Source organism: Serratia sp. NCCP-200, from assembly GCF_059697885.1.
Window position 1 is genome coordinate 230,307 of the sequence record NZ_BAAKUJ010000002.1, and the last position, 24,129, is coordinate 254,435.

A 24,129-nucleotide genomic window follows, 5' to 3' on the forward strand; every position below is an offset into this window, starting at 1 on the left:
GACGAAAAATAGTGCAAGGAAGCAGTTCTTCTTCAGCCGCCTGAAAAGGCCGATATTCAGTTAGGTAACGCTATGATACGTACTATGTTGCAAGGCAAGCTGCATCGGGTGAAAGTGACTCAGGCTGACTTGCACTACGAAGGCTCCTGCGCCATTGACCAGGATTTTCTGGAAGCCGCCGGGATCCTGGAATATGAAGCGATCGATATTTACAACGTGGATAACGGCCAACGTTTCTCCACCTATGCCATCGCCGCCGAACGCGGTTCGCGCATTATTTCGGTCAACGGTGCGGCCGCCCGCTGTGCCTGCGTGGGTGACAAACTGATTATCTGTTCTTACGTGCAGATGAGCGATGCCGATGCCCGCCAGCACCACCCCAAAGTCGCCTACTTCGAAGGTGACAACCACTTGCAACGCAAGGCGAAAGCCGTCCCCGTTCAGGTTGCCTAAAAAATCGGGCGCTTTCAGCGCCCGTCTTCTCTCTATTCTGTTACCGTCACGCCCGGTAACGCACCTGACTTGTTGGCTATCCGCTCCGCCATGGTGGGGATGGAGTCGGTACGCAGGATATACAGCCGTTTTAAAGTATAAGGATTATCACCCGGTTTCACTTTCCCCTGCACCGTGGTCACGGCTAAATGCAACCCGGCATCTTTTGCCGCCTGGATCGCCTTTTGGTTATAACCACCAAAGGGATAGGAAAGGTACAGCACATGCGGATTAAACTGCTCTAACGCCCGTCTTGAGCGCTCAAAATCGAATTCGATATTATGCAGTGAACGGCTGAGCAGGATCGGCCGACGGTTGCCATCGGTACGATGTAGGAAATGTGTGTGTGACTGGATATCAAACACATCCTGGATCTCTTTCAGCTCTGAAATGCTCATAAACTGCAGCGAATCCGGATTCCATTTCTGCGGATGACGTTTAATACGTGAAGAAATGATAAACGCCGTAGCGCGGAAACCGTAATCCTTCAGTACCGGATACGCATAGCGATAAACCGACTTCAACCCGTCATCAAAGGTCAGCAGCACCACTTTGCCCGGCAGGTTGATTTGATTATTCAGGTAGGCTTCCAGCTGATACATCGAGATGGTGTCATAACCCGTCTGCTTCAAATAGGTCATCTGGTTGCTGAAAGCCACGTCCGAGGTGGTGGTTGAGGTATTACGGAAACGTTTGTTCTCTTCATTTTTCAGCAGGTGGTGATAGGTCAGCACAGGAATGCCGTTGTCGACTTCGCAGTCCAACTCACTGACAAATCCCAGACGATCGCCGATATTGACCTCGTACCAGGTATTATTCAGCCGGTCTTTCAGCTTGCCGATAATCGGATAGCGCAGGTTCTCTTCCAGTACACCAAAAATTTCACTTTTGTTATCCGCCGCCGTATAGACGTTAATTGCGCGCTGGGTGATCAGATTCTGATTGGTCAGCGGTTTGTTCAGATCCCCCAGATCGTCCTTCACCTTACGGGTTTTGCTGATGGCGCGAACGTCGTTTTTATCAATAAAGCCGGTGCCGTAGCCAAACTTAAGCTCGTAATATTCCGCATCCGCCGGGAACATCTGGATCAATTGCCCTTTTTTCACTTCACCGACCGGGATCACATGTTCACCGATCAACGAATAAACCTCGCTGTTACGCTGCACTTCCATGTATTGGGCTTGAATAGCGCTGTCTTCTGACAACAAATCCGCCAACGCCGCCGGTGCCAACAACGACATAACAATGCCGAGTAGCCCTGCTGCTATCTTATGTTGAGGCTGCATGGTTTGTTCTGCTTACGAGTGCGTTGTGAAAAAATGAAAAAAATGTGGAGCGCCAGCATAGCACGAATCGCCCTCACCCCAACCCTCTCCCACAGGGAGAGGGAGCTGTTAGCCCCTACTTTTTTTGAAATAAAGGGGGTCATAGCAGTAAACTCGATCACTCCCTCATCCAAGGTGAATAAATCGGGGCCCATGAAGAATCACTACACTTTCAGCCCAACTCGATCGGTCCCCTCTCCTTTTGGGTGTACAGACCGGGGACATGGTAGACAGGTGTTCAAAGACATGGTGAACACTTTTTAACATCCTTTACCCATGATGATCGACCTATTTCTCAGGTCGATCGTCCCTACTTTCGTGCTGTACCACCATACCTCGTAGTAGCCCTCTCTCTCACTTTCCTTCAGCCCGACATATTCACCGATAAAGGCCTTGCCCACTTTCAGCCCCATCCCTTTCAGGCTCAGTTTTCCACTGACATCCACTTTCCTGACCAGGACCCCCTCGTCATACTCGGCTGCCGCCGGATTGCCATTGTACTGTCGCGATGAAGGCTGATAACGGGACGCTGGCACCGCCATTGACAGGGCTTCGTGTGGGCGTTCCAGGTTGTAGGTATCTCGCCAGGCGTCGAACACCTCCTGCAACTGCGCGGCATCGGTAAACCACCGTCCCTGCAGGAGTTCTGCCTTCAGGCTGCGGTGGAAGCGCTCCAGCTTACCCTGAGTCTGAGGATGATAAGGCCGCGAGTGACCCACCTGGATACCCTGACGCATCAGCCACAGTTCCAGCGCGGTCCAACTGCCCGTCGTGTCGCCCCAGGGTGCCCCGTTATCCATGGTAATTCTCTCCGGCAAGCCATAACGTTCGAACACCTCTATCAACTGAGACTGCACGGTGACTCGTCGTTCGTCCGGGCAGTGCGCCAGACAGAGCGAGAAGCGCGAATGGTCATCCAGCAAGGTCAGCGGATGACAACGCCCTTCGGCGAAGGGGAAGTGACCTTTAAAGTCCATCTGCCAGAGCTGATTCGGTGCGTCATGTTCAAAGCGTCCGATGGTGGGAGCCGGTGACGGCCCCCCCGGTAGCAGGTCATGGCGGCGCATCAGGTTATGCACGGTGCTGGCGGCAGGTAACGCATGCCCCTGCATCTCGAGCCACCGCTTGAGCTTGCGCGCCCCCCACATCGGATGGGCCAGATGCGCAGCGCGGAGGTGTTCGACAACGATATCGGGTGTTCTGGAAGGGGAATGGTGTGGCACTCGAGAACGTTCGTTCAGACCGGCCCGCCCATCAGACTGCCAGCGATGTAACCACTTGTATGCGGTAGCAGGCGCTATGCCGAACTGGCGGCATAGCGCACGGATATTAGCGCCTTCTTGAGAGGCGAAAAGCACAAACTCGGTACGTAATGACATGGCAGATCTCTCATCCCACGGCATAAGCAGCTCCACTCAGAAGTACTCATACCTATGTTGTAAGTGTCTACCATGTCCCCGAACAAGTGTTCATGATGTCCCCGGTCTGTACAGGGAGAGGGTTGGGGTGAGGGGATCCAACGATGGCTTAATCTGACTTATTGAGCGGCATTGCAGCCGCCCATGAACTGGCTTAAACCAACCCGGTTTTCCGCTTCAGGCTGGCCATCACGCCGACCTTGTCCTGTTGATACTGCTGCAACCCGTTGGCGCGCAGGTGGCAGGCCGCACATTCCCCACAACCGTCGCCTTGAACGCCGTTATAACAGGTGAGTGTCTCATGGCGGATACGTTCCAACTGCTGATAATAGTCCGCCAGCGCCCAGGTCTCAGCCTTGTTGAGCCACATCAGTGGAGTTTCAAAGCGAATATCACGGGCGATCCCCAGCACGATGGCCTGATTCAGAGCCTTAACAAACTCGTCGCGGCAATCCGGATAGCCCGAGAAATCCGTCTCGCACACGCCGGTGATCACGGCTTCGGCTTCCACCTGGTAGGCATAAATCGCCGCCAGGGTGAGGAACAGGATGTTGCGTCCCGGCACAAAGGTGCTTGGCAAGGCATCGGTCTGTGAGCTGTCGTAGGTGGGGACCGGAATGTTATCGCGAGTCAGGCTGCTGATGGCCAGCTCATTGAGCAACCCAACGTCCAAAACCTTGTGCGCCTTGGCTCCCAGGGTTTGGCATAGGGCCTGGGCCACCTCGATTTCGGCGCGGTGACGCTGGCCGTAATCGAACGTGATGCAGTGAACTTCATCATACTGTTGCAATGCCTGGATCAAGCAGGTCGTGGAGTCTTGTCCACCGCTAAAAACGACGACTGCGCGTTTCATAAATCTACCTTCTTGCTAGGGCCATTCCCGATGCACATTCGGGCGGCCGGTTTATGCCCTTTACTCCCAGGCTACAGCGTTACTGGCCTGAACCTGGCGCTATTGGGCTTCATAACACACATGCGGGATGCTATCAGAAATGCTCGCCACAGCGTAGGGTAACCTAATCATCCAGCGGTGGTGGCAGCCAAGCCTGGCAAAAATCAAACCAGCCGTAGGCGGTGAGCATCACGCCCTGTATGCGCGGAGGGGCACTGACCTGATACTGATAATTGAATAGGGGCGTGAGGATTGCCGCCCCCATCAACTGTTGATAATACGCTTTTAGCTGGCTGTAGCGTTGCAGTGGTGCTGGGCATTGCTGGATCTGTTGCAGGGTTCGCTGTTGGTATTGCCAATCCTTTTCTCGCAAAATCCCTTGCCACAGCAAATCGCGACGTAGCCAGCTTTCTAACGTCGCTTCCGGGGCTTCACCAATCAGGTTATCGGCCAGCAATAGATCGGCTTGGGCTACCTGCTCGGTACTTTGCCAACGTTTGCCGGAATAATAGCGGACCTCTAATTGGCAGCCATGTTCCGCCAGCAACTGTTGCAAAGCCTGAGTCACGCTCTCTAGTTCGATCGGTGGATGGTACAGCAGCGTCAATCGAGGGGGCAGCTCAACATCCTGTCTGACATCATGCTCAGGGATCGCCCAGCCCGGCAGCATTTCATGGCTTGGCATAATCACGCCCTGCTGGATGGGCAAACTGGCCAGCAGCCCTGAGCGCTGGATCAGCATCAGCAGCTTTTGCCCTTGTGCCTCACTCAGTACGCCACGGCGCTGGTTAATTGCCAGGTAGCACCACCCTTGGCTCATACTGCGTTGTACCGGCCGCGCCTGTGCCAGTTCTTCCTGCTGGCCGATGGTGATGCGTACCGGGTGCTGGCAACTGGTGTCGGTACTGCGGGTTGGCAGCTCTGGCGTGATCCAGTATTCGATGCTTTCAAGATAAGGATGTTGCAGATGGTAGTAAGGATGCAGTTCCAGCCGTACCATATGCGGCTCGTTTAGTGCCAGCTTAAACGGACCTGCGCCGAGGCTCGGTAACTCTGGATGTGTCATCAGGCAGGGCAGTTCTGCCAGCCGGTGCGCCAGCCAATAATCGGGCATTTGCAGATCGAACTGGACGCATAGCGCATGCGGCAGGCTGATTGCCGCCACGCTGCTCAATAATGGCTGACTGCGCGGATGGTGTTGCAGGGTGTTGAGGGTTTGCAATAGCTGTTGGCCCGTCAAGGCCTCGCCGTTATGCCATCGCAGCTGGCTGCGCAGAAAGAACTGCCAACGCAGGCCGTCTTCGCTAATCTGCCAATGATGGGCCAGATCGGGCTGTGGCTCGGGGCAACCGGTATTGAAGCGCGTCAAACCGGCATAAACGGTCGCGACCAGATGCTGTTCCGCACGGCCGCTTAGCGTCAACGGATCGAGTTTTTCCAATGTGCGGTAATAAGGGATACGCAGCGTAGGGCTGCCCTCCTGCCATTGGCCGCCGAGGTGGGGGCTTAGCAACTCTTGCAGATGCTGTGGCGCCAGCTGCGCCATTTCCAAGGCTCCCTGATGATCGCCCAGTTGCAGTAAACGTTGGAGATGCGCAGTCCGCAGTTCATCGGGGGTTTTCAGGCACTGCAACTGCGCGCGTTTCCCCCTGCCGGCCTGTGATTGCCAACTTAGCCAGCCTTGTTGCTGCAACTGCTGCACCAGAGTGCGCGCATGTCGCTCGCTACAATAGAAGATCGCAGCTAATTCACCGATCGTGATCGCCACCGGCGCGCTGCCTAGCTGGTGGTACAAACGTTGATACTGACCGAGGCGATGAACCAGGCGCATAGCGTTATCCTAAGGGGACAAGTGATGAAAGATAAATCAGGAAGCGTTTAGGCAAATTGTTCACTATTACTTCCGCAAATACCACCCCATACTGCGTTGATTGCCATTGTGCTCACATTTACGAGGTTCCTATGTATCGCCTGGCCGCTTTCGATATGGACGGCACCCTGCTGACCCCCGATCACCGTGTCGGGCCGGAAACGCTGAGCGCGTTAAAGCAGCTTATCGACAGGGAGATGGTGGTGACCTTTGCCACCGGGCGGCATTACCTCGATGCCCAGCCGATCATGGCGCAACTGGGTTTACAAGGTTACCTGATCACCGGTAACGGTACTCGCGTCTATGATCAGCAAGGGCAGCAACTGCATGCTACCGACTTACCGGCGGAGATTGCCGAAGAGGTGTTGCATACCCACTGGCGCACCTCTGCCAGCATGCACGTGTTTCGTGATGAGGGATGGTTGACCGAAACCGCTGTGCCGGAAATGCTGGCTGCACATCATCTCAGTGGCTTTCATTTCCAACTCACCGATTTGCGCCGTCTGTCCGCGTTTGGCAACAGCAAAGTCTGTTTCTGTGCCCCTCATGAAGAACTGGTCAAACTGCAGGCACAGTTGAGTGAACATTTCGGCACCCGTGCCGACCTGTGCTTCTCGGCCTATGATTGCCTCGAAGTATTGCCAAAGGGCTGTAATAAGGGCGCTGCATTGGACAGGCTGAGTCGCCATCTGGGGCTCACGTTGGCTGATTGCATGGCCTTTGGCGATGCGATGAATGATAAGGAAATGCTGGCGGGAGTCGGGCACGGCGTGGTGATGGGCAATGCCCTGCCACAGTTGAAATCGTTACTACCCCAACTACAGGTTATCGGCCACTGCGAACAGCAGGCGGTGGCTCACTATTTACAACATTGGCTGCGTTCACCACACCTCACCTATTCCCCCGAATTCTGAGGTATTAGCATTACAGCCGGCCGGGTATGACTACCCGGCTTTTTTTATTTCCTGAAATTAACTTGATAAGCTGGTAGCTTAACAAGTTATTTGCCTGACAAGTTAGCCAGTTGGGCGCTGTAAGGCGTCAGATCGCCAATATGGTTGCTGACCCAGTCGCTGTTGTAATAGGTATCCAGATAGCGTTCACCGCTGTCGCATAGCAGGGTGACGATGGCACCTTGCTCGCCTTTATCCCGCATCTGCTTGGCCAGTTGCAGTGCTCCCCAGACGTTGGTCCCGGTTGAAGCACCAACCTTGCGACCAAGAATATTTTCCAGCCAATAAATGGTGGCGATACTGGCGGCATCTGGCACTCGCAACATGTTGTCGATCACCGAAGGGATAAACGACGGTTCGGCGCGTGGGCGACCAATCCCTTCGATGCGGCTGCCACAGCTGCCGATGATGGTACGATCGCCATGATGGAAGCAGTCGTAGAACACCGAGTTTTCCGGATCGACCACGGTGAGCTGGGTATCATGCCCTTGATAGCGAATGTAGCGCCCCAGCGTTGCCGAAGTGCCGCCAGTGCCTGCACTCATCACGATGTGTTTCGGAACCGGGTGCGGTTCGCGCTCCATCTGGCGGAAAATACTGTCGGCGATGTTGTTGTTACCACGCCAGTCGGTGGCGCGTTCGGCAAAGGTGAACTGATCCATATAATGGCCGTTCAGCTCTTTGGCCAACTCCTCTGACACCGCATAAATCTGGGCAGCATGATCGACAAAATGGCTGCGGCCACCGTAAAAGGCGATTTGCTCGACCTTGCGTTTAGCCGTGCAGGAAGGCATTACCGCGATAAACGGCAGGCCGAGCAGGCGGGCAAAATAGGCTTCAGATACCGCCGTGCTGCCCGATGAGGCTTCAATAATCGGCGTGTTCTGGTTGATCCAACCGTTACAGAGGCCATACAGAAACAGCGAACGCGCCAGGCGGTGTTTCAAGCTGCCGGTGGGATGGGTGCTTTCATCTTTCAGGTAAAGATAGATGCCGGGAAATTCCGGCAGGTTCAAGCGGATCAAGTGCGTATCGGCGGAGCGTTGGAAATCCGCTTCTATTTCACCAATAGCATATTTTACCCAAGCGTTTGTCATGATCTGGCCTCAAAATAGGGTCTTAATTTATGCAGTAGCATAGCGGTTCAGCGAGAAAAAAGGATTGCCATTTTTCCTGTTTAATCGCCTAATGGGAGAAATATTTTCTATGAAATCACCTTATGTTGGATAAAACTGACCGAAAACTGCTGTGCATGCTGCAACAGGACTGTACGCAATCGCTGCAAGTGCTGGCCGAAGCCGTGAATCTGACCTCAACGCCCTGCTGGAAACGGCTAAAAAGGCTGGAAGATGAAGGTTACATTCGCGCACGTGTCGCGCTGCTGGATAATGAAAAGCTCGGGCTTGGCCTGACGGCGTTTGTGCTGATAAAAACCCAGCAACACAGCAGCGAGTGGTATCAGAAATTTGTCGATCTCACCGCGCAGATGCCGGAAGTGTTGGCGTTTTACCGTATGGCGGGGGAGTATGATTACCTGATGCAGGTCGAGGTGGCGGACATGAAAAGCTATGACAATTTCTATAAACGCCTGGTCACCGGCGTGCCGGGGCTGATTGATGTCACTTCCAGCTTCGCGATGGAAAAAATCAAATACACCACGGCGCTACCCGTGCCAGAGTGAAATCGTCACTCAACTGTTGAATGTTAAGGTTGCAGGGCTGCAGCCGGTAATTTGTCGGATACTGTCTGGAATAAAACTGCGTGAGACTCTTTGCTCAAATCGGCTGGTATTTCCGCCGCGAGTGGCGCCGCTACCTCGGGGCCGTGGTGCTACTGATTGCCATTGCCATCCTGCAACTGCTGCCGCCTAAGCTGGTTGGCATCATTGTTGATGGTGTCACCAAGGATCAGATGTCCAACAAGGTACTGATGGCCTGGCTTGGGTTGATGATTGGTACCGCCATTGTGGTTTATCTGCTGCGCTACGTGTGGCGAGTGCTGCTGTTTGGGGCTTCCTACCAACTAGCCGTCGAACTGCGGGAAAACTTTTATCGCCAACTCAGTCGTCAGAACCCGGCCTTCTATCTGCGTCACCGAACTGGCGATCTGATGGCCAGAGCGACCAATGACGTCGACCGTGTGGTGTTTGCCGCCGGTGAAGGCGTGCTGACGCTGGTGGACTCTCTGGTGATGGGGCTGGCGGTGCTGATTGTGATGAGCACCCAGATCAGTTGGCAATTGACCCTGCTTTCGCTGATCCCGATGCCGATCATGGCGATCGTCATCAAATACTATGGCGATCAGCTGCACCAGCGTTTCAAGTCGGCGCAGGCCGCGTTCTCCAGCCTTAACGATCAGGCACAGGAGAGCATGACCAGCATCCGTATGATCAAGGCTTTTGGCCTGGAGGATCATCAGTCCAACCAGTTTGCCGAAGTGGCCGCGCAAACCGGCGCGAAGAATATGCACGTGGCGCGAATTGACGCGCGCTTTGATCCGACGATTTACATCGCTATCGGTGCGGCCAACCTTCTGGCGATCGGCGGCGGTAGCTGGATGGTGGTTAACGGTTCCCTTACGCTGGGCCAACTGACCAGCTTTGTCATGTACCTCGGCCTGATGATTTGGCCAATGCTGGCACTGGCCTGGATGTTCAACATCGTCGAGCGCGGCAGTGCCGCCTATAGCCGTATCCGCAGCCTGCTGGAAGAGGCGCCGGCCGTGAAGGATGGCCAACTCGATCTGCCCGCCGGGCGCGGCAACCTGAGTGTGGAAATCAACGCTTTCCATTATCCGCAAACCAACAAACCCGCGCTGCATGACGTGGCGTTACAGCTGCAGCCTGGGCAAATGTTGGGATTGTGTGGGCCTACCGGTTCGGGCAAATCGACGCTGCTTTCGTTAATCCAGCGCCAATTCGATATTGATGACGGTCATATCAGCTATCACGGCTTGCCACTCACCCAGATCAAGCTCGACGAGTGGCGTTCACGCCTGTCGGTTGTTAGCCAGACGCCGTTCCTGTTCTCCGATAGCGTGGCCAATAATATTGCCTTGGGCAACCCGGCGGCCACTCAGGAACAGATTGAACAGGCCGCGCGCCTGGCCAGCGTGCATGAAGATATTCTGCGTTTGCCTCAGGGTTACGAGACCGAGGTGGGTGAGCGCGGCGTGATGCTTTCTGGTGGCCAGAAACAGCGTATTTCCATCGCGCGGGCGCTACTGCTGGAAGCGGAAATTCTGATCCTCGACGATGCTCTCTCAGCGGTGGATGGGCGCACCGAACACCAGATCCTGCATAACCTGCGCAGTTGGGGGCAAAACCGCACGGTGATCATCAGCGCGCACCGCCTTTCGGCCCTGACGGAAGCCAGCGAAATCCTGGTGATGCAACACGGCTCGGTGATACAGCGCGGGCAGCATGGGAAATTGGCTAGTGAGCCTGGCTGGTATCGCGACATGCATCGTTATCAGCAATTGGAAGCGGCGTTGGATGAGGCTCCTGATGGCTCCGAGGAGGTTTTGGCCGATGAGTAAGATACAAACTATGTGGCCAACGCTGAAACGTTTGCTGGCTTATGGCTCGCCTTATCGTAAACCCCTGGGATTGGCGGTATTGATGTTGTGGGTAGCGGCGGCGGCGGAAGTCGCCGGGCCAATTCTGATCGGCTACTTTATTGATAACTACGTTGCCAAAGGGCAGCTGCCGCTGATGATCGTCAGCTCCCTGGCGGTGGCTTATATCCTGCTGGAACTGCTTGCTGCGGCGTTGCACTATTTCCAGGCCATCCTGTTTAATCGGGTGGCGGTCGGGGTGGTACAACGGTTACGCATCGATGTGATGGATGCAGCCCTGCGCCAACCGCTGAGCGCCTTTGATACCCAGCCTGTTGGGCAATTGATCTCGCGGGTGACCAACGATACCGAAGTGATCAAAGATCTGTATGTGATGGTGGTGTCCACGGTACTGAAAAGTGCGGCGCTGATCGGGGCGATGCTGGTGGCGATGTTCAGCCTGGACTGGCGTATGGCGCTGGTGGCGATCTGCATTTTCCCGGCGGTGATGGTGGTGATGGGGATCTATCAATATTACAGCACGCCGATCGTGCGGCGGATGCGTAGCTACCTGGCGGATATCAACGATGGCTTCAACGAAGTGATCAGCGGCATGGGGGTGATCCAGCAGTTCCGTCAGCAGATCCGTTTTGGTGAGCGCATGAGTGCGGCCAGCCGCTCGCATTACACCGCCCGGATGCAGACGCTGCGCCTGGATGGTTTTCTGTTACGGCCACTGCTTAGCCTGTTCTCTGCCTTGGTGCTATGTGGCCTGTTGATGCTGTTTGGCTTCAGCGGTGAAGGCGCGATTGGCGTGGGGGTGCTGTATGCCTTCATCAACTATCTTGGCCGTTTGAACGAACCGTTGATTGAGCTGACCGCCCAGCAATCGATATTGCAGCAGGCCGTGGTGGCCGGTGAGCGTATTTTCGAGCTGATGGATCGCAGCCAGCAGAGCTATGGCAGTGACGATCGCCCGTTGGCGAGCGGCCGTATTGATATCAGCGACCTGAGCTTTGCCTACCGCAGCGACAAAAAAGTGCTGCAACATATCTCGTTGCAGGTGCCGTCACGGGGTTTTGTTGCCCTGGTGGGTCATACCGGCAGCGGAAAGAGCACCTTGGCTAACCTGTTGATGGGCTATTACCCGCTGAGCGAAGGGGAAATTCGTCTGGATGGCCGCCCGTTGTCCAGCCTTTCACATCGTACCCTGCGCCAAGGCATTGCCATGGTGCAGCAAGATCCGGTGGTAATGGCGGAATCGGTGCTGGCGAACGTCACGCTTGGTCGCTCTATCGGTGAAGAGGCGGTCTGGCAGGCGCTGGAAACGGTGCAACTGGGTGAACTGGTGCGTAGCTTCCCACAGGGCATCCATACGCGCCTGGGGGAGCAGGGGAATAATCTGTCCGTAGGACAGAAGCAGTTGTTGGCCTTGGCGCGCGTGTTGGTCCAGGCACCGCAGATCCTGATCCTGGATGAAGCGACCGCCAATATAGATTCCGGCACCGAGCAGGCGATCCAACGCGCCTTACGGCTGATCCGCGAGCAGACGACGCTGGTGGTGATCGCCCACCGCCTTTCAACCATTGTGGATGCCGACTCTATTCTGGTACTGCATCGCGGTCATGCCGTGGAGCAGGGGAACCATCAGCAGTTGTTGGCACAGCAGGGCCGCTACTACCAGATGTATCAGCTACAGCTGGTGGGTGAAGAGTTGGCTGCTACGACTCGCGACGAAACTCAGCCCGCATAATCTTAAGCAAGGGCTCCGCTCCAGGAGCCCGCACCACCAACAGGCAATAGCGCTTTTCAACTCCCTCCTACTGCACTTTCCCAACGCGTAATGCACCAAAAAAGTGCGCAATCTTCCGGCTGCGATCTCTGCTTTCGTCCAGTGCTGGCCTCTGGTTGTGGGTATTTCTATATAATCAATTGAATTTAAATAAAAAATAATTTGTGGCACAGCCTTTGCTTTATATGAGTCGTACCGGGGGTAAGTTTTTGGGCTTAATCGTGGAGAGGCAATATGAAGCTGGTTACCGTGGTGATCAAACCATTCAAGTTAGAGGACGTGCGTGAAGCCTTATCCTCTGTAGGTATTCAGGGGCTGACCGTAACCGAAGTCAAAGGCTTTGGCCGCCAGAAGGGTCATGCCGAGCTCTATCGTGGAGCAGAGTACAGCGTCAATTTCTTACCTAAGGTCAAAATTGATATCGCTATTGCCGATGACCAACTGGATGAAGTGGTTGATGTGATTAGCAAGGCGGCCTACACCGGCAAGATCGGTGACGGCAAAATTTTCGTTGCCGAATTGCAACGTGTGATTCGAATTCGTACCGGCGAAACCGACGAAGCGGCTCTGTGATCGCAGGCTCAGTCAACTGAATGGGGATGGATTGATAATGAAAAGACTGTTATCCACGTTGGGCCTGAGTTTGGTAACCCTGGTTCCTTCTTTGGCTCTGGCCGCTCCGGCGGTGGCAGACAAGGCGGACAACGCCTTTATGATGATTTGCACCGCGCTGGTGCTGTTTATGACTTTACCGGGAGTGGCGCTGTTTTACGGCGGCCTGCTGCGCTCGAAGAACGTCCTCTCAATGTTGACTCAGGTGACCGTCACCTTTGCCCTGGTGTGTGTGCTGTGGGTCATTTATGGCTACAGCTTGGCGTTCAGCGAAGGTAACGCCTTCTTCGGTGGCTTCCAGACGGTGATGCTCAAAGGGATCGGGATAGACAGCCTGACCGGCACCTTTAGCCAGATGATCCACGTGGCGTTCCAGTGCTCCTTCGCCTGTATTACCGTGGCATTGGTGGTGGGCGGCTTTGCCGAACGCATCCGCTTCTCTGCGGTGGTTATTTTTGCCGCCATCTGGTTCACGATTTCCTACCTGCCGATTGCGCATATGGTTTGGGGCGGTGGTTTCCTGGCAGCCGACGGCGCGTTGGACTTTGCGGGCGGTACCGTGGTGCATATCAACGCCGCGAGCGCTGGTCTGGTAGGGGCCTATCTGTTGGGTAAACGTGCCGGCTATGGCAAAGAGGCCTTTAAGCCACACAACCTGCCGATGGTATTTACCGGAGCTTCGATCCTGTATATCGGCTGGTTTGGCTTCAACGCCGGTTCAGCCAGTGCGGCCAACGGTATTGCGGCGCTGGCATTCCTCAATACGGTGATAGCCACTGCCGGTGCAATCCTCTCCTGGACCTTTGCCGAGTGGGTCGTACGGGGTAAACCTTCTCTGCTGGGAGCCTGCTCGGGCTGTATCGCTGGTCTGGTTGCGATTACGCCAGCGGCGGGTACCGTGGGTGTAGGCGGTGCGCTGATTATCGGCCTGGTAGGTGGTATTGCTGGCCTGTGGGGCGTGGTTACGCTGAAGAAATGGCTGAAAGTAGACGACACCTGCGATGTGTTTGGTGTGCACGGGGTTTGCGGTATCGTTGGCTGTCTGTTGACCGGTGTCTTTACCGCCTCATCACTGGGCGGAACGGGCTACGCCGATGGCGTTACCATGGGGCATCAGGTGTGGGTCCAGTTGATGAGCGTTGTTGTGACGCTGGTGTGGTCAAGCGTGGCCGCGTTTATCGCCTTTAAGGTCGCCGGGGCCGTGGTGGGGCTGCGCGTACCGGAAGAGCAGGAACGCGAAGGTCTGGATGTGAACAGCCACGGCGAGAATGCTTACAACCAGTAAAATATGTTGAATTAAACCCTGAGGGGGCGATGGAAACATCGCCCCTTTTTCATTTAAATATCGCGCTTGCGGATCACGCCTTCTTGCACCGTCGTCGCTACCAGCACACCGTCGCGGGTGTAGAACTGGCCGCGCACAAAGCCACGGGCACCGGAGGCTGAGGTGCTTTCTACCGCATACAGCAGCCAATCGTCCATCCGGAACGGACGGTGGAACCACATTGAATGGTCAATGGTCGCCACCTGCATTCCCGGCTCGAGGAAACCGACACCATGCGGCTGTAGCGCCGTCAGCAGGAAGTGGAAGTCAGAGGCGTAGCCAAGCAGATACTGATGGATCCGCAGGTCGTCCGGCATGGTGCCATTGGCGCGGAACCAGACATGGCGATAAGGCTCTTCCACGCTGCCCTTCAACGGGTTGTGGAATTTCACCGGGCGCATTTCGATCGGCTTCGGGCCAATGAATTTGTCGCGCACCTTTTCCGGCAGCATATGCGACAGCTTTTGTGCAATTTCTGACTCCGACATCAATCCTTCCGGCGGTGGGACATCCGGCATGGTGTTTTGATGTTCAAAACCTTGCTCGGGGCTTTGGAAAGAGGCCGTCATGTAGAAAATGGGTTTGCCATTTTGAATAGCGCTAACGCGGCGCGCGCTGAAGCTATTGCCGTCACGCAGGGTTTCTACGTCATAAACAATCGGTTTACTGCTATCCCCAGGGCGCAGGAAATAGCTGTGGAAGGAGTGAACGATACGCTCCGCAGGAACGGTTTGCTTGGCAGCATACAGCGCCTGGCCGACCACCTGACCGCCAAAGACCTGGCGTAACCCCAGATCTTCGCTTTGGCCACGAAATAAACCTTCTTCAATTTTTTCCAAATCCAGCAGTTCGAGGAGGTTGTGCAGTGCCTGGCTCATAAAGTGGCGATCCTTTTAGTCATCATGTTGCGCAGTGTGCTGAATATGATGGCAGGACGTCAATATATTGCGTTATTTCGGCGAAGGAAGCTGTTGCAGCCAGAGGCATGCGTCATGAGCCCTTCGGGCTATTTAGGTCTAGTCCGATAGGTAGTTGTTAGTATTTTGTGCTAGGTTTAATCAGTGTAGTGGTTTAAGCCACCAACATGTGACTAATAATAAAGGAGACCGACCCATGAAACTCTGGCAAATGGTAGGGGGAGCAGCTGCATTGACGATCACACTGGCAGGCTGTGCCCACAAGAATGCGGATGTGCCAACGCAGACGGCTAACGCTGCGGCCTCGCAAACGCAGATCCAAGGCCCGGTGGTGCAGGGCTCAGTTAATATTCGCCAGCGTATCGCGCTGCCACCGGATGCGGTACTGACCGTGACCCTGTCCGATGCATCACTTGCTGATGCCCCTTCACGAGTGATTTCGCAGCAGGCGATACGTACCGAGGGTATGCAGAGTCCGTTCCGCTTTACGCTACCGTATAACCCTGCGGACATTCAGCCTAATGCGCGTATCATCCTGAGCGCGGCGATTACGGTGAATGGCCAGTTGATGTTTATCACCGACACGATCCAAGAAGTGATTAACCGCAACGGGACCCAGGCCGATCTGCTGCTGGTACCGGTACAAAACGTTCCGGTTCAGGTCACTCCGACCCCAGCTCCGTAAGCAGCAGTGTCTGCATCTGACAGCCTTTGCGCCTCTGGCCAGAGGCTGTTTTTTTTACCCGTGCCAGCCATACAGTTCAAAATCAACCGTGCTCTGCGGGCCGAAAATAATTCCCTCTGCCAGTAACGCCTGCCGTTGGCGCTGAAAATCTTCACCCTGCTGTGAGATCTGCCCGTGGCGGTTAATGACCCGGTGCCAGGGTAGGGTGCTGCCCTCTGGTAAACGCCGTAATACGCCGCCAACCTGGCGTGCTGCCCGGGGTGAGCCTGCCAGCCGCGCAACTTCGCCGTAGGTGGTGACCTTGCCAGGAGGAATGGCGGCCAGGATATGAAATACGCGCTGGCTGAAGGTTGCGTCTTCTGGTTGCATGGCTGTTTATCCTGTGTGATGTGTGGAAACGCTGCCTACAGCAAAACGGGCACATGCGGCGCCCCTACCCATTGAGCAATATCTCCACTGGGTCATCAATATTAACTAGTGTGCCACAGGCGAGATGGGTAAGAAAACAGCGGTTGCTCCCGGTTGGCTTGCTATTTGCCTGGCCATCACCGATAATGCCCACCGCTTCGCAATTCAAGAAGCCGTCAATGGGGGCCCTGTTGGTTCTCCCGCAACACTAACTGGTGAACTCGGTCAGATCCGGAAGGAAGCAGCCGTAGCGAGTGACGTGTGTGCCGGGATGTAGCTGGCAGGGCCTCCACCAATTTCTAGCTTTCTCCCCCCCCCAAAAAAAGCACCGACAAGCCGCCGATGCCTTACCTATATGATGTTTATGCCGGGGTTTCCCAGCAGGCAACCAGCGGATCAACTATCTGGCGTGTTGTGCCGTCGGTCAGGCCCAAATCCGTCAGGTGCGGTCCGGCATTGCATGCCAGGCAGGTGCCCTCAATCGCTTTGAACACCCGGTAGGGTGGTTCCCAGTCTGCAACCTTGGCACTCAGATCGCGCAGGTTTTTAAACTGCTGAGCCAGCTGGGCGGCAGGGAGATCGGAAAGCATACCGGCGATCGGCATGGCCACCTGCGCCAATATTTCACCGTTCTGACTGAGAGCCATGCCGCCGCCGGTAGCGATCAGCGCGTTGGCGGCCAGCGCCATGTCATGAGGATCGCGGCCCAGCACCACCAGGTTATGCGAATCATGAGAGTAGCTGGTGGCAATCGCCCCGCGTAATTCGCCCCAACCTTCCAGCAATGCCAACTGAGGCTTGGCTGGGTGCCGGGCGTGGCGATGCTGTACCCAGATCAGACTGAACCCCGGCGGGAGCTGGACCTTACCGTCGCGGACTTCTACCGTGGTTTCATTCCATTGGGTAAAACGTGCCCCTTTGATATGGCGCAACGTGGCCTGTCCGTGACGAATGGCAGCTACCCGCATGATGAAATCATCTGCGGTCAATGGTGGCAGATGGAGCGTGTCACGTGGTGCGGATACGCCTGGAGTAGCTTGTACTGGAGCCAGCATTTTTCCCTGCTCTGCCAGACACTGACCAGCAACGTAAACCCGGCTGGCCTGAAGGTATTCCAGGGAGTCAAAGACGACCAGATCGGCGATCCTTCCTGCGGCAATCAGGCCCAGATCGTTACGTTGCAAGCGTATGGCGGCATTGAGCGTAGCCATCCGTAGCGCATCGGTGGCCGGTAATCCGTGTTCAATCAGCAGATTGAGCAGGGCGATAACGCCGCCTTTCTCCAGCAGCATATCGGGTGGTACATCATCAGTGCAGAGAGTGATTTGGGAGGAGAAGTGCGGCAGCGATTTTAATGCCGCAACGATTTCAGGCAGCAGATAAGGGTGAGAGCCCCGGATCTCCAGCGTCAGCCCGGAGCGTAATTTCTCCAAGGCATCGGCAGCAGAGGTCAGCTCATGATCGGAGGTCACGCCTGCGGCCAGATAGGCTTGCAACTGCGGGCCACTCAAACCGCGCGCGTGGCCTTCAATCAATTTGCCGCTGTTGAGCCCGGCGTTGAGGATCTCCTGCATTCGTTCGCTGCCGTGCAGCACGCCGTGCATATCCATCACTTCCGCCACGCCGCCCACTTCGGGCCAGGCTAACATGGTATCCATCTCGTTGCCGCCAAAGTCGGCACCTGACATTTCCAGCCCAGGCGTCGAAGGCACGCTGGAGGGCGCCGCGCAGATCACCCGCAGAGGCAGGTTGCGGCTGGCATCTACCGCGTAGCGCACTCCCGCAACGCCAAGCACGTTCGCCAATTCATGCGGATCCCAGAAGATGGTGGTGGTTCCCTGTGCGACGACGATCTCGGCATAGCGTTCTGGCAGCAGGTGGGAACTCTCAACGTGCACATGGGTATCGATCAGACCAGGGCTGAGGTAGGCTCCCGCCAGGTCTTGTGTCCGATGTGCCGTTGGCAAGGAGCCACAAGGATGAACGCTGGCGATCAGTGGGCCGACAATGCCAATATCAACCAGGCGAATTTCCCCGGTGACCATGTCGATCAGGTTGGCATTGCTCAGCAAGAGATCAAACGGCGTATTCCCCAGCGCAGCCTGTACGGCACGTTGGCGTTCACCGTTACTGACAGAAAAGGTGGTCATGATAATCCCCGGAATAAGAGTAAGGGAGTTACTGTAGGCGGGGGCGTAAGCTTTGCACAGATGATTTAATTTATTGCGTGATAAGAAACGTTTATGCTGTGGCAAACGTTTACCTCTTTTTCTGGCAGGTTAGGTTATGTCCGAGCCATGGCGACGGTTACCCGCGCTTTCCCTCAAGCAAATTCAGTATTTTGTGACCCTGGCGCAGCTACGACATTTCACCGATACCGCCAGCCGTCTGGCGATCAGCCAGCCCGCGTTAAGCAGTGCGCTGCGGCAAGTCGAAACCGTGCTTGGCGGGAAATTAGTCAATCGAACGGCCTCTGCGGTGACCCTGACGGAACTAGGCACGGCGATCCTGCCGCATGCGCAACGGCTGCTGAATGTGGCTCACGCTACCTTTGATGATATGCAGCGCGTTATGTTGGCCGGAGGGGATGGCACGTTACGTATCGGTCTGGTGCCTTCGGTGAGCAATCTGCTGTTTCCTGCGGTACCGCGATTGCTGGCGCAACATTTCCCGCGTTTACGCGTAGAATTCCACGATCAAACCAATGATTCCCTGCTGCTACAGTTGGAAAATGGGCAGATAGATTTCGGCATAGGGGCTTTGGACAGCTCGGTGCCAGATCGGCTTGAGATTTATCCGTTGCAGGAAGATCCGTTTGTGGCAGTGATGCGCCGGGACGATCCCTTGGCGGATCCACATCATCTGCCCTGGCGGCAATTGGCTAACAGAGATATTGCGGTATTTTCGAAAGGGAATAGCAGTCGATTGGTATCGGCACTGGCGGAAAGCCATCGTCTTAACTTAACGGCGCGTTATCAGGTGGATTTTCTGGAAACCTTGTATGGTTTGGTGCGGTCACAATTAGCGGTGGCTATTTTGCCTCAGCTTTATACGACGCATTTAAACGATGAAGAATTAACCGTTATTCAATTACAACAGCCATTACTTAGCCGCACTGTGGCACTTATGCGCAGCGCAAAACAAAATCACTCGCCTTTAATTGAAAACTGTTTCCAGTTGCTACTGCACGATTTTCAGCTCAGAGGCAAGTAAACTTGAATTTTTAAGATAATGCTTAATCTGAGCGACCATTGAAGCCGATAATATTATCGGCTCAACGCAAGGCTACTATGATTATCTTACAAATTTCCAAACGGCGACCGGAATTTTATCGTACAGCTTGTTCATGGTCAGTTCGGCCAGGCGGTGATCGGCGGCAGAGTAGAACAGCTCTAGCTCATCGTCAGAGAGTTCGTACTTATTTTTCTCGATCACTCGCTCAAGGGTTTCAATCGTGGTGCATTTACGCAAACGCATCAGATAGTCAATTTTTGTCATGATAACCTTTAGTCTTATTAACCATAAAATTATTTGAGGATAATTATCCCCTAAGTTTTCATCGTGGTACAGACGCCCTCTCCTGAGAACAATCTGAATGTGCGTGCCTTGGTTTTTTGCCAGCGACGCAAATCGGAGTCATTAATACCATAGCTGCTAAACAGCGTGTAGGTATCGTCGAGGTACTCTTCGACCAGTTCCGATAAATCACCTTCGTCCATGTATTTAATTTTAAAACTCATTACAAACGAAGCAATATGTTCGATCAGCTCATTAAGCTGCAGATTGACGGCGGACGTTGGATCGTTAACCCAGCCGTGGTGGCTGTCACCCAGGGTGGCGATGCCTTCGTCGTACAAATTTTCACATAAGAATTTGAGTTGAGCAATATCGTGCCTTTTAGGCGAATACTCATCCATATCATCCCCCGTCAGTCTTAATTTCGGTGTTGATAACACTCTGTGAGTACATTGACTTAACATCATATGCTGTAAAGCTTAGCTCAGGCTTAATAAACTTTCAGCATATTAAATATAAATCATTTTTTGCCATCTAGCTTGTTACTATTACCGAAACTTACAATTCGTCAGAGGTTGATGGCCGTGAGTTGTCGATAACCTCAAACACCAAACCCTTTTCCGTCACGCTAAAAGTGACAGAATCATTTATGTATTCGTCACCACTGATATCCAGGCATGCGTTAAAAATCGACCACTGATAGCGGTAACTCATTGAATACTCGCTATTACCGATGCAGTTAATCTCAATAATTTCTAATGAGCCTTCCACATAGCGTGCATTCTCGGAGTAAAAGCTTAGCCCACTGGTGAGCACCGGTACCAAGTCAGATAATTGATTATCGACCACTTTCCTTAATTGTTTCACAGAAAGTGTGTCTACTTCGGAACAACGGCTTAGCGTTACTAGCATTTGGATATCTGGTTGTATCACATTCTATGCCTTTATCTTACTCCTTTTCCAGCCTTGATGGGCAAACTTTTCACTGATTAACGCTTTTTTACCCAGCTTTGAGATTTTTACCGCTCGATAGTTCTGCCGCTCACCCAGCAGCATCGGCTCGATAGCCTGGAAATGTTACGTTCCGTTGCATTATTGGCACTTGAACGACTTGAGGATCTCTAGATTGTGTGATGTTATATTATTACATTTGTATAATCTTTTTGGCGATAACCATGCTGCCTTTCCTTCCCGTTACCCTGTTTACCTCAGCCGCAATCTTGCGCTGCGGAGCTGTTAGCGTATTGCTGACCTTACTATGGCTAGCCATTGCGTGGGCGGTTGCGCTGCCATGATAACGCTGCAAAATGCCATCGTGGGTTATGACCACACCCCTCTGTTTCCGCCGTTATGCGGTCGTTTTGCCGCCGGTTCATTAACGGCGGTGATTGGCGTTAACGGCGCCGGCAAATCTACGTTGATGAAGTCGTTGGCCGGGTTGCACCCACTGCTGGGCGGCAAGCTACATTTTGCGGGCGGGAAGGCTCCGGCGATGGCCTATTTGCCACAACTGGCGGAGTTGGATCGTCAATTTCCTATTCTGGTTCAGGATTTGGTCGCTATGGGCTGCTGGCCGCAAAGCGGCCTGTTTGGCGGTGTGAATAAACGCTCCATGCAGCAAATTGCAGGTGCGTTGGACACCGTGGGCATGAGTTCCATGGCGCGTGAGGCGGTAGGGGAGTTATCCGGTGGGCAGCTGCAACGCGTACTATTTGCCCGTTTACTGGTCCAGCAAGCGTCACTAATTTTATTGGATGAGCCCTTCACCGGCATCGATGCGGCAACCACTCAACTTTTGCTGCAGGTCATTGCGCAGTTACACCGGCAGGGAAGGACGGTGATTGCCGTATTGCACGATATGTCTACCGTAGCCAACCATTTCCCCGAAGCGTTGTTGCTCACCCCTGAACTCTGCCATTGGGATAACGCCGAGCGCGTGTTAGCGCATTATTCGACGGCGGCTAATCAGAGGGGGGCCGCGTAATGACGCTACTCCATCTGCTGCTCGATCCTTTTGTCTCTTTTGGTTTTATGCGCCGAGCATTGGTTGCCTGCCTGGCAATATCGCTGAGCGCTGCACCACTAGGCGTGTTTTTATTGCTGCGCCGGATGAGCCTGGTGGGTGATGCGCTTTCCCATGCGGTATTACCCGGTGCAGCAATCGGCTATCTGATTTCTGGCATGTCACTGGTAGCCATGGGCGTAGGGGGATTTATTGCCGGGTTGGCCGTAGCCATGCTGTCCGGGCTGGTGAGCCGCAAAACCCCGTTAAAAGAGGACGCCAGCTTTGCGGGTTTCTATCTGGGGTCGCTGGCGTTGGGCGTCACGCTGGTCTCTTTACGCGGATCGAGCGTTGATCTGCTGCACGTACTGTTTGGCTCGATCCTGGCGGTGGATGCGCAGGCGCTGGTTATGGTAGGCATTATCGCCAGTATTTCGCTGATGATGCTGGCAGTGCTGTATCGGGCTCTGGTGATTGAATCCTTTGACAGCACTTTTTTACGCGTCAGTGCACCAGGCTCGCTGGCGTGGATCCACGGGCTTTTTCTTGCTTTGGTGGTGATCAACCTAGTGGCCGGTTTTCAAATCCTTGGCACCCTGATGTCGGTGGGGCTGATGATGCTACCGGCGACCTGCGCCCGGTTCTGGGCGCGAGATTTACCGCAGACATTAGCCGTGGCTATGGGGATTGGGTTGCTCGCCAGCCTGGTTGGTCTGGAGTGGTCCTACTACGCTTCATTGCCCGCAGGCCCGGCGATTGTCCTCAGTGCCAGCGTGATGTTTTTAATGTCGATTTTGTTTGGGATGCGTGGCGGGATGTTGCGCCGTGCGCGTCATTGAGAAGTGCTATCTGCAAGGAGAAAACATGAAATCTTTACCCATAACGCTGGTGGCAGCTGCTCTGCTCGCCAGCCCGTTAGCGCAGGCGAAAACCGTTGAGGCCGTGGCCAGCTTTTCTATTCTTGGCGATATCGTCAAACAGGTGGGGGGTGAACATGTGAAGGTCAGCACGCTGGTTGGCCCTGATGGCGATCCGCACAGTTTTGAGCCATCGCCGCAAGACAGCAAGCAGCTGGCGCAGGCCGATGTGGTGTTTGTCAGCGGATTGGGGCTTGAAGGTTGGATCGATCGGTTGGTGAAGGCTTCCGGTTATCAGGGGTCGGTGATCACCGCATCCAAAGGGATCGAGTCGCGCAGCATGGAAGAAGAGGGCAAACAGGTCACCGATCCACACGCCTGGAACAGTATGAACAATGGCGTGCAGTATGCGACCAACGTGATGAATGCGCTGATCGCTGCGGATCCTGACGATGCCGCCTATTTCCGCCAACGTGGTGGTGAATATATTCAACAGCTTCAGCAGCTCGATAGTTGGACCAAAGCACAGTTCGCGGCGGTGCCACAGCAAAAACGCAAGGTGCTGACCAGCCATGATGCTTTCGGTTATTTTGGCCAAGAATACGGCGTCACCTTCCTTGCCCCGGTCGGTTTTTCTACCGAGGCTGAAGCCAGCGCCAGCGATGTCGCCGAGTTGATCAAGCAGATCAGGCAGGAAAAGGTTCATGCCTACTTTATTGAGAACCAAACGGATCCGCGCTTGGTGCAGCAGATCGCGGCAGCAACGGGGGCAAAAGCGGGAGGTGAACTGTATCCTGAAGCACTATCCAAACCGCAAGGCCCGGCAGCCAGCTATGTGCAGGCATTCAAACACAACGTCGAGGCCATTGTTGGCAGCATGAAGTAAGTTTTATCCCCACCGCATGCGGTGGGGTTTCCCTTTGCAGTGGCATTTGGCAATAAAAAAGCCCCGTTGAGCAGCAACGGGGCTTTGGCTACCAGTGACACTTTGGCTTAACGCTTCTTCTTACGTCCCTGTACCGCTTTATAACGCGGGTTGGACTTACAAATCACAAAGACGCGGCCATGACGGCGCACAACTTTGCAATCCGGATGGCGACCCTTCGCCGAACGCAGTGAACTCAATACTTGCATCATCAACCCCGATTATTTTCTGCTGTTAACCAAATGGCCAAACCGCTGCTGGAAGCGCGCGGTGCTGCCTTCTTTTGAGAACTCTTTCTGCTTGCCGGTGTAGTACGGATGCGAAGCGGAAGAGACATCTATGGTGACGTAGGGCCAGCTTTTACCCTCAAGCTCGATAGTGCGATCGGTTTTGATGGTCGACCCCACCTTGAAGAAGGTATCGGCGCTGAGATCGTGAAATACCACGGTGCGGTAGTCTGGATGGATGCCTGCCTTCATGATGACCTCAATTGTTATGTTATACTATAACATTTATTATGCACCTCTCTGGGATCGGGATCAACCCCCAAAATAACGTTAATCAGCGCTGAGCCTATTGGCTAACT

25 protein-coding genes and 1 other RNA gene are annotated in these 24,129 nt (G+C 54.4%); 13 read left to right on the plus strand and 13 right to left on the minus strand.

Annotated features, from left to right (window positions below; genetic code table 11):
- The first annotated feature begins 72 nt into the window (after nt 1–72).
- A complete protein-coding gene (panD, locus tag AC6HVW_RS06340; RefSeq protein WP_024484346.1) occupies nt 73–453 on the plus strand; it encodes an aspartate 1-decarboxylase in 381 nt (126 codons plus the stop codon).
- A 32-nt stretch (nt 454–485) separates the two neighbouring features.
- Here the strand turns inward: panD and AC6HVW_RS06345 are convergent, their stop codons facing one another.
- The 4 genes from AC6HVW_RS06345 to AC6HVW_RS06360 form a co-directional block, all read right to left on the minus strand.
- Entirely contained in the window at nt 486–1,778 is a 1,293-nt protein-coding gene (locus tag AC6HVW_RS06345) for a polysaccharide deacetylase family protein (protein WP_071681990.1), read from the minus strand.
- Between the two features lie 299 nt (nt 1,779–2,077).
- Nucleotides 2,078–3,220, minus strand: a complete 1,143-nt coding sequence (locus tag AC6HVW_RS06350) for an IS481 family transposase (protein ID WP_137751106.1) — start codon at nt 3,218–3,220, stop codon at nt 2,078–2,080.
- Nucleotides 3,221–3,389: 169 nt separating this feature from the next.
- Nucleotides 3,390–4,088: a 7-cyano-7-deazaguanine synthase QueC gene (queC, locus tag AC6HVW_RS06355; protein WP_024528383.1), complete on the minus strand. Its 699-nt coding sequence runs from the start codon at nt 4,086–4,088 to the stop codon at nt 3,390–3,392.
- A gap of 163 nt (nt 4,089–4,251) precedes the next feature.
- Nucleotides 4,252–5,958 (minus strand): SgrR family transcriptional regulator, encoded by a 1,707-nt coding sequence (locus AC6HVW_RS06360; RefSeq protein ID WP_071683010.1) that lies wholly within the window; start codon nt 5,956–5,958, stop codon nt 4,252–4,254.
- Between the two features lie 131 nt (nt 5,959–6,089).
- On the opposite strand from AC6HVW_RS06360, the gene cof reads away from it, so the two are divergent.
- Nucleotides 6,090–6,911: an HMP-PP phosphatase gene (gene cof, locus AC6HVW_RS06365; RefSeq protein ID WP_021805476.1), complete on the plus strand. Its 822-nt coding sequence runs from the start codon at nt 6,090–6,092 to the stop codon at nt 6,909–6,911.
- A gap of 86 nt (nt 6,912–6,997) precedes the next feature.
- Here cof and AC6HVW_RS06370 read toward each other — a convergent pair whose 3' ends face one another.
- Nucleotides 6,998–8,047, minus strand: a complete 1,050-nt coding sequence (locus AC6HVW_RS06370) for a PLP-dependent cysteine synthase family protein (protein WP_024528386.1) — start codon at nt 8,045–8,047, stop codon at nt 6,998–7,000.
- 122 nt (nt 8,048–8,169) lie between these two features.
- Between AC6HVW_RS06370 and AC6HVW_RS06375 the strand changes: the two genes are divergently transcribed.
- From AC6HVW_RS06375 to amtB, 5 genes are all read left to right on the plus strand, one after another.
- Complete coding sequence (locus tag AC6HVW_RS06375) at nt 8,170–8,631, plus strand: Lrp/AsnC family transcriptional regulator (protein WP_021180156.1); 462 nt, start codon at nt 8,170–8,172, stop codon at nt 8,629–8,631.
- Between the two features lie 80 nt (nt 8,632–8,711).
- On the plus strand, nt 8,712–10,487 hold the full coding sequence (locus AC6HVW_RS06380; protein WP_071683008.1) for a SmdA family multidrug ABC transporter permease/ATP-binding protein: 1,776 nt from the start codon (nt 8,712–8,714) through the stop codon (nt 10,485–10,487).
- Complete coding sequence (locus tag AC6HVW_RS06385; protein WP_071683007.1) at nt 10,480–12,258, plus strand: SmdB family multidrug efflux ABC transporter permease/ATP-binding protein; 1,779 nt, start codon at nt 10,480–10,482, stop codon at nt 12,256–12,258. Before AC6HVW_RS06380 ends, AC6HVW_RS06385 begins: the two co-directional genes overlap by 8 nt.
- Nucleotides 12,259–12,531: 273 nt before the next feature.
- The gene (gene glnK / locus AC6HVW_RS06390) at nt 12,532–12,870 is read left to right on the plus strand and encodes a P-II family nitrogen regulator (RefSeq protein ID WP_004949337.1); all 339 of its coding nucleotides are present in this window, start codon (nt 12,532–12,534) and stop codon (nt 12,868–12,870) included.
- 37 nt (nt 12,871–12,907) lie between these two features.
- A complete protein-coding gene (gene amtB, locus AC6HVW_RS06395) occupies nt 12,908–14,194 on the plus strand; it encodes an ammonium transporter AmtB (RefSeq protein ID WP_059200022.1) in 1,287 nt (428 codons plus the stop codon).
- Between the two features lie 53 nt (nt 14,195–14,247).
- Here amtB and tesB read toward each other — a convergent pair whose 3' ends face one another.
- The gene (gene tesB / locus AC6HVW_RS06400) at nt 14,248–15,111 is read right to left on the minus strand and encodes an acyl-CoA thioesterase II (protein WP_021805471.1); all 864 of its coding nucleotides are present in this window, start codon (nt 15,109–15,111) and stop codon (nt 14,248–14,250) included.
- A gap of 235 nt (nt 15,112–15,346) precedes the next feature.
- Between tesB and AC6HVW_RS06405 the strand changes: the two genes are divergently transcribed.
- On the plus strand, nt 15,347–15,835 hold the full coding sequence (locus AC6HVW_RS06405) for a YbaY family lipoprotein (RefSeq protein ID WP_115158622.1): 489 nt from the start codon (nt 15,347–15,349) through the stop codon (nt 15,833–15,835).
- Nucleotides 15,836–15,889: 54 nt separating this feature from the next.
- Here the strand turns inward: AC6HVW_RS06405 and AC6HVW_RS06410 are convergent, their stop codons facing one another.
- The gene (locus AC6HVW_RS06410; RefSeq protein WP_021180150.1) at nt 15,890–16,204 is read right to left on the minus strand and encodes an MGMT family protein; all 315 of its coding nucleotides are present in this window, start codon (nt 16,202–16,204) and stop codon (nt 15,890–15,892) included.
- A 228-nt stretch (nt 16,205–16,432) separates the two neighbouring features.
- Here AC6HVW_RS06410 and ffs point away from each other — a divergent pair.
- Nucleotides 16,433–16,529: signal recognition particle sRNA small type (gene ffs, locus AC6HVW_RS06415), an RNA gene on the plus strand.
- A gap of 76 nt (nt 16,530–16,605) precedes the next feature.
- Here the strand turns inward: ffs and AC6HVW_RS06420 are convergent.
- Nucleotides 16,606–18,393 (minus strand): adenine deaminase, encoded by a 1,788-nt coding sequence (locus AC6HVW_RS06420; RefSeq protein WP_071683005.1) that lies wholly within the window; start codon nt 18,391–18,393, stop codon nt 16,606–16,608.
- A gap of 136 nt (nt 18,394–18,529) precedes the next feature.
- On the opposite strand from AC6HVW_RS06420, the gene AC6HVW_RS06425 reads away from it, so the two are divergent.
- Nucleotides 18,530–19,456, plus strand: coding sequence for a LysR family transcriptional regulator (locus AC6HVW_RS06425; RefSeq protein WP_024484393.1), 927 nt, complete (start codon nt 18,530–18,532; stop codon nt 19,454–19,456).
- Nucleotides 19,457–19,537: 81 nt separating this feature from the next.
- On the opposite strand, the gene AC6HVW_RS06430 is transcribed toward AC6HVW_RS06425, so the two are convergent.
- The 3 genes from AC6HVW_RS06430 to AC6HVW_RS06440 form a co-directional block, all read right to left on the minus strand.
- Nucleotides 19,538–19,741 carry an HHA domain-containing protein gene (locus tag AC6HVW_RS06430; protein ID WP_021180142.1) on the minus strand — a complete coding sequence of 68 codons (204 nt, stop codon included), beginning with the start codon at nt 19,739–19,741 and terminating at the stop codon, nt 19,538–19,540.
- A 50-nt stretch (nt 19,742–19,791) separates the two neighbouring features.
- Nucleotides 19,792–20,160, minus strand: a complete 369-nt coding sequence (gene tomB, locus AC6HVW_RS06435) for an Hha toxicity modulator TomB (RefSeq protein ID WP_021180141.1) — start codon at nt 20,158–20,160, stop codon at nt 19,792–19,794.
- A gap of 157 nt (nt 20,161–20,317) precedes the next feature.
- Nucleotides 20,318–20,671, minus strand: coding sequence for a hypothetical protein (locus AC6HVW_RS06440; RefSeq protein WP_071683066.1), 354 nt, complete (start codon nt 20,669–20,671; stop codon nt 20,318–20,320).
- 379 nt (nt 20,672–21,050) lie between these two features.
- Here AC6HVW_RS06440 and AC6HVW_RS06445 point away from each other — a divergent pair, with 379 nt between their 5' ends.
- From AC6HVW_RS06445 to AC6HVW_RS06455, 3 genes are read left to right on the plus strand one after another with little or no spacing between them, the layout of a single operon-like run.
- The gene (locus tag AC6HVW_RS06445; RefSeq protein ID WP_071683065.1) at nt 21,051–21,743 is read left to right on the plus strand and encodes a metal ABC transporter ATP-binding protein; all 693 of its coding nucleotides are present in this window, start codon (nt 21,051–21,053) and stop codon (nt 21,741–21,743) included.
- Nucleotides 21,743–22,600: a metal ABC transporter permease gene (locus AC6HVW_RS06450; protein WP_497569306.1), complete on the plus strand. Its 858-nt coding sequence runs from the start codon at nt 21,743–21,745 to the stop codon at nt 22,598–22,600. The genes AC6HVW_RS06445 and AC6HVW_RS06450 overlap by 1 nt, the downstream gene beginning before the upstream one ends.
- A 25-nt stretch (nt 22,601–22,625) precedes the next feature.
- Nucleotides 22,626–23,504 carry a metal ABC transporter solute-binding protein, Zn/Mn family gene (locus AC6HVW_RS06455; protein ID WP_071683004.1) on the plus strand — a complete coding sequence of 293 codons (879 nt, stop codon included), beginning with the start codon at nt 22,626–22,628 and terminating at the stop codon, nt 23,502–23,504.
- A 107-nt stretch (nt 23,505–23,611) separates the two neighbouring features.
- Here AC6HVW_RS06455 and ykgO read toward each other — a convergent pair whose 3' ends face one another.
- Both ykgO and AC6HVW_RS06465 read right to left on the minus strand, forming a co-directional pair.
- Entirely contained in the window at nt 23,612–23,752 is a 141-nt protein-coding gene (gene ykgO, locus AC6HVW_RS06460) for a type B 50S ribosomal protein L36 (protein ID WP_021805462.1), read from the minus strand.
- A 12-nt stretch (nt 23,753–23,764) separates the two neighbouring features.
- The gene (locus AC6HVW_RS06465) at nt 23,765–24,022 is read right to left on the minus strand and encodes a type B 50S ribosomal protein L31 (RefSeq protein WP_071683003.1); all 258 of its coding nucleotides are present in this window, start codon (nt 24,020–24,022) and stop codon (nt 23,765–23,767) included.
- Nucleotides 24,023–24,129: the final 107 nt, after the last annotated feature.

Excerpts from the sequence above, each read along its gene's own strand:
- AC6HVW_RS06455 (WP_071683004.1), top strand. The coding sequence starts at position 22,626 with ATGAAATCTTTACCCATAACGCTGGTGGCAGCTGCTCTGCTCGCCAGC.
- glnK (WP_004949337.1), top strand. The coding sequence starts at position 12,532 with ATGAAGCTGGTTACCGTGGTGATCAAACCATTCAAGTTAGAGGACGTG.
- AC6HVW_RS06370 (WP_024528386.1), bottom strand. The coding sequence starts at position 8,047 with ATGACAAACGCTTGGGTAAAATATGCTATTGGTGAAATAGAAGCGGAT.
- AC6HVW_RS06375 (WP_021180156.1), top strand. The coding sequence starts at position 8,170 with ATGTTGGATAAAACTGACCGAAAACTGCTGTGCATGCTGCAACAGGAC.
- ykgO (WP_021805462.1), bottom strand. The coding sequence starts at position 23,752 with ATGCAAGTATTGAGTTCACTGCGTTCGGCGAAGGGTCGCCATCCGGAT.
- amtB (WP_059200022.1), top strand. The coding sequence starts at position 12,908 with ATGAAAAGACTGTTATCCACGTTGGGCCTGAGTTTGGTAACCCTGGTT.
- AC6HVW_RS06385 (WP_071683007.1), top strand. The coding sequence starts at position 10,480 with ATGAGTAAGATACAAACTATGTGGCCAACGCTGAAACGTTTGCTGGCT.
- cof (WP_021805476.1), top strand. The coding sequence starts at position 6,090 with ATGTATCGCCTGGCCGCTTTCGATATGGACGGCACCCTGCTGACCCCC.
- AC6HVW_RS06350 (WP_137751106.1), bottom strand. The coding sequence starts at position 3,220 with ATGCCGTGGGATGAGAGATCTGCCATGTCATTACGTACCGAGTTTGTG.
- AC6HVW_RS06450 (WP_497569306.1), top strand. The coding sequence starts at position 21,743 with ATGACGCTACTCCATCTGCTGCTCGATCCTTTTGTCTCTTTTGGTTTT.
- AC6HVW_RS06405 (WP_115158622.1), top strand. The coding sequence starts at position 15,347 with ATGAAACTCTGGCAAATGGTAGGGGGAGCAGCTGCATTGACGATCACA.
- AC6HVW_RS06440 (WP_071683066.1), bottom strand. The coding sequence starts at position 20,671 with ATGCTAGTAACGCTAAGCCGTTGTTCCGAAGTAGACACACTTTCTGTG.
- panD (WP_024484346.1), top strand. The coding sequence starts at position 73 with ATGATACGTACTATGTTGCAAGGCAAGCTGCATCGGGTGAAAGTGACT.
- AC6HVW_RS06345 (WP_071681990.1), bottom strand. The coding sequence starts at position 1,778 with ATGCAGCCTCAACATAAGATAGCAGCAGGGCTACTCGGCATTGTTATG.
- AC6HVW_RS06465 (WP_071683003.1), bottom strand. The coding sequence starts at position 24,022 with ATGAAGGCAGGCATCCATCCAGACTACCGCACCGTGGTATTTCACGAT.
- AC6HVW_RS06430 (WP_021180142.1), bottom strand. The coding sequence starts at position 19,741 with ATGACAAAAATTGACTATCTGATGCGTTTGCGTAAATGCACCACGATT.
- tomB (WP_021180141.1), bottom strand. The coding sequence starts at position 20,160 with ATGGATGAGTATTCGCCTAAAAGGCACGATATTGCTCAACTCAAATTC.
- tesB (WP_021805471.1), bottom strand. The coding sequence starts at position 15,111 with ATGAGCCAGGCACTGCACAACCTCCTCGAACTGCTGGATTTGGAAAAA.
- AC6HVW_RS06425 (WP_024484393.1), top strand. The coding sequence starts at position 18,530 with ATGTCCGAGCCATGGCGACGGTTACCCGCGCTTTCCCTCAAGCAAATT.
- AC6HVW_RS06360 (WP_071683010.1), bottom strand. The coding sequence starts at position 5,958 with ATGCGCCTGGTTCATCGCCTCGGTCAGTATCAACGTTTGTACCACCAG.
- AC6HVW_RS06410 (WP_021180150.1), bottom strand. The coding sequence starts at position 16,204 with ATGCAACCAGAAGACGCAACCTTCAGCCAGCGCGTATTTCATATCCTG.
- AC6HVW_RS06420 (WP_071683005.1), bottom strand. The coding sequence starts at position 18,393 with ATGACCACCTTTTCTGTCAGTAACGGTGAACGCCAACGTGCCGTACAG.
- AC6HVW_RS06445 (WP_071683065.1), top strand. The coding sequence starts at position 21,051 with ATGATAACGCTGCAAAATGCCATCGTGGGTTATGACCACACCCCTCTG.
- queC (WP_024528383.1), bottom strand. The coding sequence starts at position 4,088 with ATGAAACGCGCAGTCGTCGTTTTTAGCGGTGGACAAGACTCCACGACC.